The following is a 13,350-nucleotide window of genomic DNA, read 5'->3' as shown; positions in this document are numbered from 1 at the left end:
ATGAGCAAGAAACTCAAAGCCGTGATCATCGGGCCGGGCAATATCGGCACTGATCTGCTGATGAAAATGCGCCGCTCGGAATGGATCGAGCCGGTCTGGATGGTCGGCGTCGACCCCGAATCCGAGGGCCTCAAGCGCGCCCGTGAGTTCGGCTTGAAGACCACCGCCGCGGGCGTCGACGGCCTGCTGCCGCATGTGCTGGACGACGATATCCGCATCGCCTTCGACGCCACTTCGGCCTATGTGCATGCCGAGAACAGCCGCAAGCTGAACGAACTGGGGGTGATCATGATCGACCTCACGCCGGCAGCCATCGGCCCCTTTTGCGTGCCGCCGGTGAACCTCAAGGCGCACGCCGAAACCCTCGCAATGAACGTCAACATGGTCACCTGCGGTGGCCAGGCCACCATCCCCATGGTCGCCGCCGTATCGCGGGTGCAGCCGGTGAGCTACGGCGAAATCGTCGCCACCGTGTCCTCCGGCTCGGTAGGGCCGGGCACCCGGCAGAACATCGATGAATTCACCCGCACCACCTCCGGTGCGGTGGAGCAGATCGGCGGTGCCAGGCGCGGCAAGGCGATCATCGTGATCAACCCGGCCGAGCCGCCGCTGATGATGCGCGACACCATTCACTGCCTGACCGAAGGCGAGCCGGATCGTGCGGCCATCACCGAGTCGGTGTACGCCATGGTCAAGGACGTGCAGCGCTATGTGCCGGGCTACAAGCTGATCAACGGGCCGATCTTCGACGGTAACAAGGTCTCGATCTTTATCGAGGTCGAAGGGCTCGGCGACTACCTGCCCAAGTCCGCCGGCAACCTCGACATCATGACCGCCGCCGGCCTGCGTACCGCCGAGATGTTTGCCGAAGAGGCGCACAACGGCGCGCTTCAATTGCCCGCCCGCTAAGTGGAGAGAAATTCATGAACCTGCATGGTAAGAGCGTCACCCTCCACGATATGAGTCTGCGCGATGGCATGCACGCCAAGCGTCATCAGATATCCCTGGAGGAAATGGTCAAGGTCGCCAGCGGCCTGGATGCCGCCGGTATCCCGCTGATCGAGGTCACCCACGGCGATGGCCTGGGCGGCGCCTCGCTGAATTACGGCTTCCCGGCCCATAGCGACGAAGAGTATTTCGCCGCAGTGGTGCCGCTGATGAAACAGGCGAAGATTTCCGCGCTGTTGCTGCCGGGCATCGGCACCCTCGAGCATCTGAAGATGGCCCACGAGCATGGGGTTTCCACCATTCGCGTGGCGACCCACTGCACCGAGGCGGACGTCTCCCAGCAACACATCGGCATGGCCGCGAAGATGGGCCTGGATACCGTCGGCTTCCTGATGATGGCGCACATGCTCAGCGCCGAGAAACTGCTGGAGCAGGCACGCTTGATGGAGAGTTTCGGCGCCAACTGCATCTACTGCACCGATTCGGCCGGCTACATGCTGCCGGATGAGGTCAGCCAGAAGATCGGCCTGCTGCGTGCCGAGCTGCGCCCCGAGACCCAGGTCGGCTTCCATGGCCACCACAATATGGGCATGGCCATCGCCAACTCCCTGGCAGCCATCGAAGCAGGCGCCGCGCGTATCGACGGCTCGGTCGCGGGCCTTGGGGCCGGGGCCGGCAACACGCCGCTGGAGGTGTTCGTCGCGGTGCTCAAACGCATGGGGGTAGAGAGCGGCGTGGATCTCTACGCGATCATGGATGTCGCTGAAGATCTGGTGGTGCCGATGATGGACCAGCCGATCCGTCTCGACCGCGATGCTCTGACCCTGGGCTATGCCGGGGTTTACAGCTCCTTCCTGTTGTTCGCCAAGCGCGCCGAACAGAAATACGGCATCTCCGCCCGCGAACTGCTGGTGGAGTTGGGTCGACGCGGTACGGTCGGCGGTCAGGAAGACATGATCGAAGACCTGGCGCTGACCCTGTCACGGGCGCGGGGCGTGTTGCCGACGTAGGGTGGATAACGTTCTTTGATCCACCCGCGAAGCAGCCAGGACGCCCCATGGTGGAAAACCGCTTTGCGGATTTTCCACCCTACGCAACTGAGCGCGGCTGTCTTGTGCGATACGGCAGAAGACGATGGGATTGCGTAGTCCTTCACGCTTTGCGCGAGCCCGTATGTCTGCTTGCGACGGGCTCCCGGGGCGACCGGTATAGACTCACCGGTGTTGCGCCTGAGCCCATTCGGGCGCGTTCGGCGAACATGACCTTAGCCCGTGGAGAGCTTTGCCATGCTGAAGAGGAAAACATTTCTAGCAGTCTCGGCTAGCGCGCTGATGCTGCTGTCGTCCGCTGTGATTCCTAACGCCCACCTGCTGATTGGCTCCGCCTATGCCAAAGACGGTGGTGGTGGTGGTGGTGGTGGTGGTGGTGGTGGCGGAGGTGGAGGTGGCGGTGGCGGCCATGGTGGTGGCGGCGGCCATGGTGGTGGCCATGGTGGTGGCAGTGGGCATGGAGCGGGGCAGGGGGCCGGTCACGAGGCGGGCCATAGCGTGGGGCATGGGGCGGCGACCTCGGCTGCCGCAACCTCGAAGGAAACCACGGGGCTGGCCAAGGCTACGGACGTGGTGGGTACGACGCCTGCGGCCGACGCTGCCGCGCAGGGTTTGCAGAATGCCGAAGCGGCCACTTCCAAACATGATGAAAGTGAGACGGACGACGGCGAGGACAGCGAAGCTTCCGATGAGTGAGTAGCCTGTCTGCTTAATTCGTTTGCCTATCGTAGTTTGTAGGCTGGGTTTCGCTAGAAGCGGCTCTACCCAGCCTACGACCCTCGTTTCCTGCGCCAACGACACGATAGCTCGGGAGGGCCTGAGGTTTATCTGGAGAGCCAGTTTTCAGGGCAGCAGTTGGTGGATGGAAGGCGCCGGCATATGACAAGTGCCTATGTACGCCTGGCAGGTAGCCATCCCCGCCAGACGGTATGGTTGATCCTTCAGCAGCAGGCCGAGGGTTGTCGCGCTACTGGCGCAGATGAGGATCAGCAGGGCTAGCGTGGTTCTTTTCATGATGGGCCTCGGCATCTATGGGCCGCCGCAGTCAGGCGATCTCGCTGCGGCTGGCGCTAGGCTTTGTTGTTGTAGAGCCACCTTAGAAGGGGGGTTGGCGGCGGGCCTCGTCCGAATGGACTAGATGCCCGGCGAGCCGATTAGCGGTCTTGTGCATGCTCTTCAGGTGCGGCGGGCGAGGGCGCCCAGGGCCATGAACAGCGCGGCAATGGCGCGGGCTTCATGCAGCTCACCACGGGCGACCAGGTCGGGAATCTGCGCCAGCGGCAGGCGGATGAGATCCAGCGGTTCGGGTTCGTCGCCGGGCAGGTAGCAGGGGCTCAGGTCTTCGGCGAGTACCACCCGATAGCGGTGGCACAGATGGCCGGGCGCCAGGGTCAATTCACCCAGTTCGGTGAGGCGTTCGGCGCGCAGGCCGACTTCCTCTATCAGCTCGCGTTGTGCCGCTTGCAGGTAATCCTCGTCCGGCTCGGCACCGCCCTTGGGCAGGCCCAGTACCTTGGCTTCCACGCCCACCGCGTATTCGCGCACCAGCAGCACGTGTTCGGGATCGGGCAGCGCCACCAGCATCACCGAGCGGTAGCCGGTGCCGCGCAGGCGTTCGTAGACGCGTTGCTGGCCGTTGCTGAATTGCAGGTGCAGGGCCTCGATCTGGAAATAGCCGCTTTCGGCCAGCAGTTCGGTTTTCAGGATGGTCGGACAGGTCCGCATGGCAAGGCCCCTGCGCCTGAGGATGGCGCTTTGGTTAGCGCACTGTGCGCGTCGACGCGTATGTCGCCATCGTCCAAGCGGACTACTACAAGGGCGTAGGGCGGACTCAGGAGCGTAGCGAACAGTCCGCCGTTCGAAATGGCGTACTGCTTCGCGAGTACGCCCTAGGCGCTTTGCTTTTTGTGGATGGTCAGCGCACGCGTGGGGGATTAGCCGAGGGTTGCCACGCTGCGCAGGATCAGCCGGACCAGCATGGTCTGGCGGGTCACGCCGGTCTTGGAGAAGGTCGAACGCAGGTGCGCGCGCGCGGTGTTGCGGCTGATGCCCAGCTCTTCCGAGGCTTCGTCGAGGGTCAGGCCGTTGGCCAGCAGCATGGCCAGTTGGGTCTCGGCCGGGGTGAAGTCGAACAGCGCCCTGACGATTTCCTGGGGGGCGCTGGATTGCTGCTCCGGGTCGCTGATAAAGATCACCACCGCCGGGCATTGCTTGCCTTCGCTCCAGGCCGACAGCGGCACCGAGCGCACGATGATGCCCAGATCCGCCCGCCCGGACGGCCGCTGCACGCGCAGGGCCTCGACCACCGAGGGGTTGCTGCTTTTCTGCGAGAGCAGGGACTGTTTCACCAGCCGGCGGAATTCCTGGGTGTCGCGGGCGGTGCCGACTTGCAGGCCGTCGTTGACCAGCTTGAGGCCGTCCTTGTCCTGGATCAGGCGGTCGGCGACCTGGTTGGTCTGCAGCACCTTGCCTGCCTCGTCGAGAATGATGGTGCCGACCGCCATCTGATCGACCGCACCGGCGTAGAGGTTGCGTTCGGTCTCGATGCGGTTGAGCTGCATGTGGATCTTGATCGAGCGTTCCAGGTGCGGGACGAACTGCGCCAGCAGGGCCTTGTCTTCGTTGTTGAAGGGTGGGCTGCTGCGCCCACGGCTGATGCGGATGCGACATTGTGCACCGTCGCAGGTGTTGATATCGGCGCCGATGATATGGAAGACATCCACCGGTTCGAGAAAATTCTTGTAGAACTCGGAGTTCAGCCAGTCGTCTTTGGAGACGAACTCCTCAAGGGTGACGACTTGCCGGTTGGGCAGGTCGACGAAGGGGTCGAGGGCGAAAAAGTGCTTGTTGTAGGAGGCGGTAGCCTCGGCCGAGGTACCGTTGGTGTTCACCATCAACCCATCCACATGTGCGCTCGGTGGGCGCAGGATGAAGGTCACGTACTTGCTGTCCAGATACAGGTTGAGCTGGTTGAGAAAAGTCGCCCAAGGAATGCTTTCCAGTGGCCCCTGGTAGAGGTTGCCGAGCATCTCACTGAAGGTTTCGAGACTGAGGGTGCGAGCCATAAGGGGTACCGTTTTTTATTTTTATGCTGTAACGGACACCGAGCATAAGCGCCGCCTTCTGCTGAGTGCAACGCCCTGGGCAGAGAGGTTGACGGATGGCGGCAGGGCGCGCCGCCATCCTGACTCAGGCGCTGTTTTCAATGTGCTCTAGTAAGGTTAGCCCTGACCGGGTGCTCAGGCGAATTCGCGCGCGCGTACGCTGAAAGCCTTGCGCTCGCTGACCTCGGCCGGCAGTTCGGCGACGTCGTTGTAGAACTGCTGGTACCACTTGCGCAGCTGATAGACCGGGCCGTCGCCGTCGCACAGCAACGGGTTGTCGACGCGGGTCTTGCTGTGCCAGATCGCCACGTCTTCATAGAAGGCCGCTTGCGCCTGCTGCACGTAAGCCTTGGCCATGGCGCTGTTCTGCTCGTCGCTGAGACCGGGAATCTTTTTCACCAGCACGCCATAGCGCAGGGTGAAGCTGTGCAGGTCGATGGGCACGTGGCAGTTGAGCAGGATCGAATGGATCGGCTGGCCGGCCATCTCGCCGGTCATTTCGGTGATCTGGTAGGCCGGGCCGAAGTAGGTGGCCACGGTGCTCAGCTCGCTGTCGCCGGACAGGCGCTCGCTGCGCGCACGCATGATCTGGGTCGCCATATGCCCTTCGAAGACGTTGCTGAACTCCTCCACCGGGGCGCCATGCACCGTGCCGAAGTGCGCCATATCGGCGACGTTGTCGATCAGTTCGCGGCAGTTGGTCGAAATCTGCAGCTCGGCCACTTCCCAGTCGGCCCATTCGTCGTCGAAGCTGGCGGCGATGCGCGGAATCCGCTGCTCGGCGATCGGCGGGTTGCCCTCGGGGTCGTTCCAGACGAACAGCAGCTGGTTCTCCACCAGGATCGGCCAGCTCTTGATCTTGGCCCGTGGCGGGATGCGCTTGGCATAGGGGATGTCGTCGCACACCCCGTCGGCGCCCCAGCGCCAGGCGTGGAAGGGGCAACGCAGCGAGTTGCCCTCGACGCAGCCTTCGCTGAGGTCGGCGCCCATATGCGGGCAGTAGCCGTCGAGGATATTCAGCTCGCCGTCCTCGCCCTGGAAGGCCACCAGGCGGGTGCCGAACACGTCCAGGCGATGGGCCTTGCCGTCGCGGTACTGGGCGGCCAGGCCAAGGCAGTGCCAGCCACGGGCGTAACGGTCTTCCAGTTGTTTCGTTTCGATGCGGTGCAGGGTGCTCATCTTGTTGTTCTCCGGAGGCGTTCCTGATTGGGCTGCCGCAGGTTCAGGCAAACCTTGGGCAGCGCTTTTGCACGGTATGGATTCTGCAATGTCTGTAGCTGAGGGCATCGTCTGAACGGACGATGGCCGCTATTGCGCAGACGGCTCTACTGGCGCCATTGGAACAATCGGCGGGAGTTGGCAATGAGCAGTGAACAGGGCCGCGTGGCGGTCATCACCGGGGCGGCCAGCGGTATTGGTCGCGGTCTGGCCGAATATGCGGCGGGGCTGGGCATGCGCCTGGTGCTGAGCGATGTGGACGAGCCGCGGCTACAGGCACTGTGCGCCGAATTGCAGGCCCAGGGTGCCGAGGCCGTTGCCTGCGTGACCGATGTCGGCGACATCGCCCAAGTCGAGCGTCTGCGCGATGTCGCGGTGGAGCGCTTCGCTGGTGTCGACCTGCTGTTCAACAACGCCGGGGTGATGCAGACCGGCAACTGCTGGGAAATCAGCCATGAGCAGTGGCAGCGCATGCTCAGCGTCAACCTGCAGGGGGTGATCAACGGCATTCGCAGCTTTGTGCCGCTGCTACTCCAGCAGGGCCGCCCGGCCCATGTGATCAACACCGCCTCCCTTGCGGGCCTGGTCAGCAGCCCTTTGATGGCGCCTTACAACGTGACCAAGCAGGCAGTGGTCGCGCTTTCGGAAACCCTGCACTACGAGCTGAGCCTGCAGCAGGCGCAGGTCTCGGTGTCGGTGCTTTGCCCGGGGCCGGTGGCCAGCGAGATCATGGCCTCGGACCAGGTCGCCGGCATCGCTGGCGCGCAGTTCAACGAACTGCTCGACACCAGCATCCGCCAGGGCATGACGCCACTCGAACTGGCCGAACGGGTGTTCGCCGCCGTGCGCGAGAAGCGCTTCTGGATACTTCCGCACAAATTCTTCAAGCCGGCATTGCAGCGACGGGTGCAGAGCATCCTCGAGGAGACCAATCCGGTATTCCAATTCGTTGAGGTGCAAGCAACCGAAGAGCAAGGGGATAGCCATGCCGTTTGATAGCCAGATAGCCGCAATACTGCAGCAGTTCAGTGGCCTGCCACAGCCGGATCTCAGCCAGCTGAGCGCCGCGCAATATCGCCAGTTTGCCGACAACATGATGCAGCCCATCCCCGGCGAGCCCATGGCCGAGGTTCGCGATCTGCGCGTGGCCGGTGCCGACGGTGAGCTGGACGCACGCCTGTATCGGCCGCTGGAGCAGCCGAACCTGCCGCTGTTGGTGTTCTTCCACGGTGGCGGCTTCGTCTTCGGCACTCTGGATACCCATGACAACCTGTGCCGCGCACTGGCCAAGCAGACCGGCGCGCTGGTGGTGTCGGTCGCCTATCGGCTGGCGCCAGAGGCCAAATTCCCGGCGGCGCCCTTGGACTGCTACAGCGCCACCTGCTGGCTCGTCGAGCAGGCCCAACAGCTGGGCTGCGACGCCAGCCGTGTGGCCTTGGCCGGCGACAGCGCCGGGGCCAATCTGGCGCTCGCCGTGAGCCGCCTGGCGGCCGCGCGCAAGGGGCCGCGCATCAGCTATCAGTGCCTGTTCTACCCGGTCACCGATGGTCGTTGCGCAAGCGCCTCCTACCAGGAGTTCGCCGAGGGCTATTTCCTCACCCGCGAGATGATGCAGTGGTGCTGGCAGCACTACCTGCCGCGCCCCGAGCAGGCCGAGGAGGCACTGGCTTCGCCACTGCTGGCCGAGAACCTGGACGGCTTGCCGCCAACGACCCTGATCACCGCCGAGTTCGACCCGCTGCGCGACGAGGGCGAGGCCTTGGCCATGCGCCTGCAGCAGGCCGGCGTCGCCACGCGCTTGCAGCGCTATGACGGCATGATTCACGGCTTCGTCAGCATGGCGCCCTTTGTCGGACGCGCAGCCGAGGCCCTGGCGGCGGCGGCCGTCGACCTGCGTGCGGCGCTTAACTGAGTGGAGGCCGAGCATGCAACTGGATACCCCGCAGCAACTGTTTGAAGCCATCCGCCGTGGCGAGATGGTGATCATCACCGACGATGACAGCGACGGCGAAGGCTCATTGCTGATGGCGGCCGGGCAGGTCGATGCCGCTGCGATCACCTTCATGGCGCTGCACGCCCGTGGTCTGATCTGTCTGGCCTTGACCGCGGAGCGCTGCCAGGCGTTGGGCCTCGGCCTGATGGTGCCGAACTCGCGCGCACCGCATGGCATGGGGTTTACCGTTTCGATCGAGGCGCGCAGCGGCGTTTCCACCGGTATCTCCGCCGCCGACCGCGCACGTTCGGTGCAGGTCGCGGTTGACCCGGCCAGCGGCCCCGGCGATCTGGTGCAGCCGGGGCATATCTTCCCGTTGCAGGCGCAGCCGGGCGGGGTGATGCAGCGTGCCGGGCATATCGAGGCCGCCTGCGATCTGGTGCGCCTGGCCGGGCTGATGCCGGCGGCGACCCTGGTCGGCATTCTCAACGAAGAAGGGGAGATGGCGCGGGGTGCCGAACTGCAAGCATTCGCCGCGACCCACGGGCTGAAGATCGGCAGCATCGCCGAGCTGATCCACTACCGCATCCTCCACGAAGGCACCATCCAGCGCTCAGGCGAGTATCCGCTGCGGACCCGTCATGGCGAGTTTCGGGTGCTGACCTATCACGATGCCTACAAGGGGCAGTTGCACCTGGCGCTGGTCAAAGGCCAGATCAGCACCGAACTGCCAACGCTGGTGCGGGTGCAGGCTGTCGAGACGCTGCGCGATTCGCTCGGCTGTGAGCCCGAGAGTGGGCCGCCGCAATGGAATCTGGAGCGCGCCCTTGAGCGCGTGGCCGCCGAGGGTTGCGGTGTGGTGGTGCTGTTGGCCCAGCAGGAGACTCCGGACGGCCTGCTCGAACAACTGCTCAAGCAGAGCGCTGGCAAGCCGAGGCCGCCGCAGTTCCCGCAACGCACGCTGGGCATAGGGGCGCAGATCCTGCGCGACCTCAATGTGCGCAAGATGCGCCTGCTGAGTTTCCCGGTGAACTACAAGGCGGTTTCGGGTTTTGAGCTGGAAGTCGCCGAATTCGTCCCCTTCCATCCCGCAACAGAGTGACGACGGCATGCCTAACGCGCTGGAAAAGCTCTTCACCCCGGCGCGTTTAGCCGGGCTGACGCTGCGTAACCGAGTGATCAAGACCGCCACTTTCGAGGGCATGTGCCCAGGTGGAGTGCCTGGTGAAGAGCTGATCCGTCACCACGCCGAAATGGCCCGTGGCGGGGTGGCACTGACCACCGTGGCCTATTGCGGGGTGTCGCCGGACGGCCTGACCTTTCCCGACCAGATGTGGATGCATGAAGGCATCTTCCCGCAGTTGCAGCGTCTGACCGCTGCGGTGCATGCCGAGGGCGGCGCCGTGTCCGCGCAATTGGCCCATTGCGGCGGCTTCAGTCGCAACCAGCCACACACTATCGCGCGACCCAAGGGACCGAGCGCCGGCATCAACCAGTACGGTCTGTTTTCCGGGATTCCCTTCGCCGGCGCCATGACCGCGCAGGACATCGCCAAGACTCTGGGTGAGTACGCCGACGCCGCGGCTTTCGTCAAACGCGCGGGTTTCGATGCGATTGAAATCCATATGGGCCATGGCTACCTGCTCAGCCAGTTCATCTCGCCGGCGACCAACAAGCGCCGCGATCAGTACGGTGGCTCCCTGGAGAACCGCATGCGTTTTCCGCTGCAAGTACTGGCGGCGGTGCGCGGGGCGGTGGGCGAGGAATTTCCGCTGCTGGCCAAGCTCAACCTCAGCGACGGTTTTGCCGGCGGCCTGAGCATCGAGGAGTCCTGCCGCGCCGCGCCGCTGCTGGAGCAGGCCGGGCTGAACGCCATCGTCATGAGCGGTGGCTCGGTCACTCGTTCGCCCATGTACCTGTTCCGGGGCGACAGCCCGCTGGCGGCCATGGTCAAGCTGGAGAAGAACCCTCTGCAGCGCACGGCGATGAAGTTGTTCGGTGGCGCCCTGTTCCCCGATATGCCCTTCGAGGAGTTGTATTTCCTCGAACAGGCCCTACAGATGCGCCAGGCCACCCGCCTGCCGCTGGTTTTCCTGGGCGGAGTGAGCAGTGCCGCGAGCATGAGCCGGCTGATGAACGAGGGTTTCGACTTCATCGCCATGGGTCGCGCCCTGCTCAATGACCCCGAATTGCTCCAACGGGTGCGCGGCGACCGGCGCCACCAGAGCGCCTGCACCCACTGTAACCTGTGTGTGGCCAGCATGGCGCTGCCGGGCGGGGTGAGGTGCGTGCTGAATGCGCCAGGGTGTTTGTAGGGAGGGCGTTGAAGGTTGGATGGGGCTGTTTCGTTGAATGCAGGAGCTTCGTTGAATGCAGGAGCGAATTTATTCGCGATGGGGCAGCACCGACTCGCGCCAGTTCGCGGATAAATCCGCTCCTACAGGCTGTAGGGCGCATTAGCACAGCGTATTGCGCCGATAAACAAAAAAAGCCCCTGCTTCAACGAAACAGGGGCTTTTTCATATCTGCTGACTCAGGGCTTCAGGCCTTTGAACATCAGCTTGGCCTGCGCCTGCAGCGCCGGTAACGCGGTCATATTGCCGTCGATCACGGTGATCACCGCTTTGCCCGACCACAGCTGATAGGCATCGGCCTGCTGCTGGGCCGCAGTCGGGGTTGGCGGCGCCACCAGGTTGACCCGGACAACGCCGTCCGCGCCGCGCTGCGGGACGAAATTCACCGTGCCCCAGTCGCCGATGGGGGCGTAGCTGACACCTTTCACCTCGGCGGCTTCGAGGGCCGGATAGTTGATGTTCAGCCCGGTAGTGCCTGGTAAGCCGAGTACGTTCAGCTCGCAGAACGGCGTGGCTTTGTCCTTGCTCTTCTCGCAGACGCGCTTGGCCAGGGCACCGGCGGCGGAGGCCTGCTGGATTACCTTCAGCGCGAAATTGGCGGTGTCGTCCATGGCGTTCAGGGTCTTCAGGTAGCCGGCCTGCTGGTCGCGCATGAACAGTTCGAGGTCAATCGCGGTGGATACCGCTACCGCCGGAACGCCCTTGAACATGGCGCGCACCGCAGCGTTCACCGTGCCGGACATCTGTGTCAGTGGGCCGACGTTATCGCCGAAGTTGGTCCCCGAAACCACCAGGTCCGGCGGGTTGTCCTTGAGCAGCAGGCCGAGGCCGACGTTGACCGCATCCACCGGCGTGCCGATCGCCGAGGTCTTGCCGGCCGGCGGCGTGTAGCCTGCCGGCGGGCCGACGCAGAACTTGCCGGGGGCCAGTTCGGTCACCGCCAGGGCCTGGCCCGGATTGACCACGCTGGCGGCACCGATACCGCTGCTGTCGTTCAGCGGGCCGACCAGGGTGACTTGGTGGCCGGCGCCGACCAGCGCCTGGTACACGAAGCCGATGCCCGGCGCACGGCAGCCGTCATCGTTGGTTAGCAGAATGTTCAGGGCATTGGCCTGTAGGGACAGGCTCACACCAGCCACGCCTAAGGCGGCCGTTAACAGCTTGTGCATTGTTGTTCTCCATGAGATCACAGAAGGATATTTCTGACTGTGTAGTCAGGAACAGCGGTAGTCTGCCGAGGCTGGGTTACAGCGGTTCGACAGGGCTGGCTCAGTCGCGCGGTTTGTGCCGTGCGACACAACGGCCAACGGCAGCTAGCCCTGACCGGCACAGGCCGGTCAGGGGATAGTGGTCAGCGCGTACCCAATTTCCGCAGGTTGCCTGGGGTGAAATCACTGGCCGTGAAGGCGCTGGCATTCAACTTTGCCGGTTGCTGATCAACCAGCAGCCGGTCGACCAGATAAGAACCCGCGATCAGGTCATGGTACATACCCAACCGGGCGTGAAAGCGCTGAGTGTCGTAGGTGTAGATCGAGGCTTGCATGTTGGTGCGCCAGAACTGGCCACGGTTGTCGTAGTTATCCGCCAACGCAGCTGCCCAGGAATCCTCGTCGAGGTAGATCACGCGCTTGGCGTAGATATGACGGCTGCCTTCCTTGAGCTTGGCTTCCAGTACCCAGACACGGTGTTTCTCATAACGCATGTAGTCAGGGTTGATATGGCCCTTGGTGGACAGCAGTTGTTCGGCCGTCACGCTGGGGTCGTCGAGCTTGTAGTTGTGGTAGGGGATGTAGATCTCTTTTTTGCCCAGGATCGTCCAGTCGTAACGGTCGGGTGCGCCGTTGAACAGACGGTCTTCGTCATAGACGCGAAAGCCACCGGCCCCGGTTGGCGAGTCGTAGCCCACGGTGGGCGCGCGCCGTACCCGGCGTTGGCCCGGTGCGTACTGCCACGCTTGACGGGGTTCGGCTACGGGGTTGATGAATTCGTGTCCAACGACCATCTCACCTTTCTTTCGCACGGGCTCCATAGTGGTCAGTAGGAAGTGCGACATAACCCCCTTGGCTGAGTCCAGCGTCAGGCTCGTGTCGGACCAGGTCGAGAGGATCTTGTAGTTGACCCGCTCGAAAACCTTGTTGCCATCGGCATAGTTCACGACCTGAAGGTAGTCGGCCTCTTCTTTCGCGGCGCGGCCCTGCAGGACGTGGTTGAACATCAGCTCGCTGCCGCTCTTCGGGATCGGGAAGGGCGAGGCGCCGAAGGCGTTCTTGGTGCCGTAGCCGTCGTCGATCAGCTCGGCGTTGAGGGCGTTTTGTTTGATGTTGTCTTCGGTTTCCTGGTCGTAGCGGAAGTCGCGGTGGCTCGGATAAACCGGGATCTTAAACGTGTCGGGGTAGCGTTTGAGCAAGGCCTTCTGGCCATCGGTGAGGTTGTCGGCGTACTGCGCGACGTTCTCTGCGGTGATGATGAACAGGGGTTTTTCATCGGCGTAAGGGTCCGGATAGGGCGTGCCGGGACCGGCGAACTTTACCTGGGGCGGGGTGCCGCGCCATTTGCCAGACCAGGCGGGGATGCTGCCGTCGGCGCTACCGGCTTTTTCCGCGCCCATGGGGGTCAAGTCCTGGCCCAGGTGGGCGGCTTCTTCGCTACTGACCTTGGCCTGGACAGCAAGGCTGCCGCTGAGCAGGGTAACGGCCAGGGCCGTGCGGAACAGGGTTTGGGTGCTTCTAGTCATGCTGGGTTCC

At 63.7% G+C, this 13,350-nt stretch carries 12 protein-coding genes; 7 read left to right on the top strand and 5 right to left on the bottom strand.

Annotation, left to right across the window (positions count from 1 at the left end; all coding sequences use genetic code 11):
• The 3 genes from AC3IYG_RS11550 (at window position 1) to AC3IYG_RS11540 (ending at window position 2,693) form a co-directional block, all read left to right on the top strand.
• Complete coding sequence (locus tag AC3IYG_RS11550) at window positions 1-909, top strand: acetaldehyde dehydrogenase (acetylating) (RefSeq protein WP_489308508.1); 909 nt, start codon at window positions 1-3, stop codon at window positions 907-909.
• 14 nt (window positions 910-923) lie between these two features.
• Entirely contained in the window at window positions 924-1,958 is a 1,035-nt protein-coding gene (gene dmpG / locus AC3IYG_RS11545; RefSeq protein WP_489308506.1) for a 4-hydroxy-2-oxovalerate aldolase, read from the top strand.
• Between the two features lie 276 nt (window positions 1,959-2,234).
• A complete protein-coding gene (locus AC3IYG_RS11540) occupies window positions 2,235-2,693 on the top strand; it encodes a hypothetical protein (RefSeq protein ID WP_489308505.1) in 459 nt (152 codons plus the stop codon).
• A gap of 480 nt (window positions 2,694-3,173) precedes the next feature.
• Here the strand turns inward: AC3IYG_RS11540 and nudE are convergent, their stop codons facing one another.
• The 3 genes from nudE to AC3IYG_RS11525 all read right to left on the bottom strand — a co-directional run bounded on the left by nudE (window position 3,174) and on the right by AC3IYG_RS11525 (window position 6,280).
• A complete protein-coding gene (gene nudE, locus AC3IYG_RS11535) occupies window positions 3,174-3,722 on the bottom strand; it encodes an ADP compounds hydrolase NudE (RefSeq protein WP_489308504.1) in 549 nt (182 codons plus the stop codon).
• A gap of 209 nt (window positions 3,723-3,931) precedes the next feature.
• Window positions 3,932-5,062 carry a helix-turn-helix transcriptional regulator gene (locus AC3IYG_RS11530; protein WP_489308502.1) on the bottom strand — a complete coding sequence of 377 codons (1,131 nt, stop codon included), beginning with the start codon at window positions 5,060-5,062 and terminating at the stop codon, window positions 3,932-3,934.
• Between the two features lie 174 nt (window positions 5,063-5,236).
• Entirely contained in the window at window positions 5,237-6,280 is a 1,044-nt protein-coding gene (locus AC3IYG_RS11525) for a 3-ketosteroid-9-alpha-monooxygenase, oxygenase component (protein ID WP_489308500.1), read from the bottom strand.
• A 183-nt stretch (window positions 6,281-6,463) separates the two neighbouring features.
• Here AC3IYG_RS11525 and AC3IYG_RS11520 point away from each other — a divergent pair, with 183 nt between their 5' ends.
• From AC3IYG_RS11520 to AC3IYG_RS11505, 4 genes are read left to right on the top strand one after another with little or no spacing between them, the layout of a single operon-like run.
• On the top strand, window positions 6,464-7,315 hold the full coding sequence (locus tag AC3IYG_RS11520) for an SDR family NAD(P)-dependent oxidoreductase (RefSeq protein WP_489308498.1): 852 nt from the start codon (window positions 6,464-6,466) through the stop codon (window positions 7,313-7,315).
• On the top strand, window positions 7,305-8,231 hold the full coding sequence (locus tag AC3IYG_RS11515) for an alpha/beta hydrolase (RefSeq protein WP_489308497.1): 927 nt from the start codon (window positions 7,305-7,307) through the stop codon (window positions 8,229-8,231). The genes AC3IYG_RS11520 and AC3IYG_RS11515 overlap by 11 nt, the downstream gene beginning before the upstream one ends.
• Window positions 8,232-8,244: 13 nt before the next feature.
• Window positions 8,245-9,354: a 3,4-dihydroxy-2-butanone-4-phosphate synthase gene (gene ribB, locus AC3IYG_RS11510; RefSeq protein WP_489308495.1), complete on the top strand. Its 1,110-nt coding sequence runs from the start codon at window positions 8,245-8,247 to the stop codon at window positions 9,352-9,354.
• 7 nt (window positions 9,355-9,361) lie between these two features.
• A complete protein-coding gene (locus AC3IYG_RS11505) occupies window positions 9,362-10,567 on the top strand; it encodes an NADH:flavin oxidoreductase (RefSeq protein WP_489308493.1) in 1,206 nt (401 codons plus the stop codon).
• 218 nt (window positions 10,568-10,785) lie between these two features.
• On the opposite strand, the gene AC3IYG_RS11500 is transcribed toward AC3IYG_RS11505, so the two are convergent.
• Window positions 10,786-11,775: a 5'/3'-nucleotidase SurE gene (locus AC3IYG_RS11500; RefSeq protein ID WP_489308491.1), complete on the bottom strand. Its 990-nt coding sequence runs from the start codon at window positions 11,773-11,775 to the stop codon at window positions 10,786-10,788.
• Window positions 11,776-11,957: 182 nt separating this feature from the next.
• Window positions 11,958-13,340: a DUF1329 domain-containing protein gene (locus AC3IYG_RS11495; RefSeq protein WP_489308489.1), complete on the bottom strand. Its 1,383-nt coding sequence runs from the start codon at window positions 13,338-13,340 to the stop codon at window positions 11,958-11,960.
• Window positions 13,341-13,350: the final 10 nt, after the last annotated feature.

This window comes from Pseudomonas sp. KH_027 (assembly GCF_057838565.1).
This window is presented reverse-complemented; position numbering and strand designations above follow the sequence as displayed.

What these genes read in the sequence shown, in the direction of transcription:
- AC3IYG_RS11550 (WP_489308508.1), top strand. Translation starts at nt 1, where the DNA reads ATGAGCAAGAAACTCAAAGCCGTGATCATCGGGCCGGGCAATATCGGC.
- dmpG (WP_489308506.1), top strand. Translation starts at nt 924, where the DNA reads ATGAACCTGCATGGTAAGAGCGTCACCCTCCACGATATGAGTCTGCGC.
- AC3IYG_RS11540 (WP_489308505.1), top strand. Translation starts at nt 2,235, where the DNA reads ATGCTGAAGAGGAAAACATTTCTAGCAGTCTCGGCTAGCGCGCTGATG.
- nudE (WP_489308504.1), bottom strand. Translation starts at nt 3,722, where the DNA reads ATGCGGACCTGTCCGACCATCCTGAAAACCGAACTGCTGGCCGAAAGC.
- AC3IYG_RS11530 (WP_489308502.1), bottom strand. Translation starts at nt 5,062, where the DNA reads ATGGCTCGCACCCTCAGTCTCGAAACCTTCAGTGAGATGCTCGGCAAC.
- AC3IYG_RS11525 (WP_489308500.1), bottom strand. Translation starts at nt 6,280, where the DNA reads ATGAGCACCCTGCACCGCATCGAAACGAAACAACTGGAAGACCGTTAC.
- AC3IYG_RS11520 (WP_489308498.1), top strand. Translation starts at nt 6,464, where the DNA reads ATGAGCAGTGAACAGGGCCGCGTGGCGGTCATCACCGGGGCGGCCAGC.
- AC3IYG_RS11515 (WP_489308497.1), top strand. Translation starts at nt 7,305, where the DNA reads ATGCCGTTTGATAGCCAGATAGCCGCAATACTGCAGCAGTTCAGTGGC.
- ribB (WP_489308495.1), top strand. Translation starts at nt 8,245, where the DNA reads ATGCAACTGGATACCCCGCAGCAACTGTTTGAAGCCATCCGCCGTGGC.
- AC3IYG_RS11505 (WP_489308493.1), top strand. Translation starts at nt 9,362, where the DNA reads ATGCCTAACGCGCTGGAAAAGCTCTTCACCCCGGCGCGTTTAGCCGGG.
- AC3IYG_RS11500 (WP_489308491.1), bottom strand. Translation starts at nt 11,775, where the DNA reads ATGCACAAGCTGTTAACGGCCGCCTTAGGCGTGGCTGGTGTGAGCCTG.
- AC3IYG_RS11495 (WP_489308489.1), bottom strand. Translation starts at nt 13,340, where the DNA reads ATGACTAGAAGCACCCAAACCCTGTTCCGCACGGCCCTGGCCGTTACC.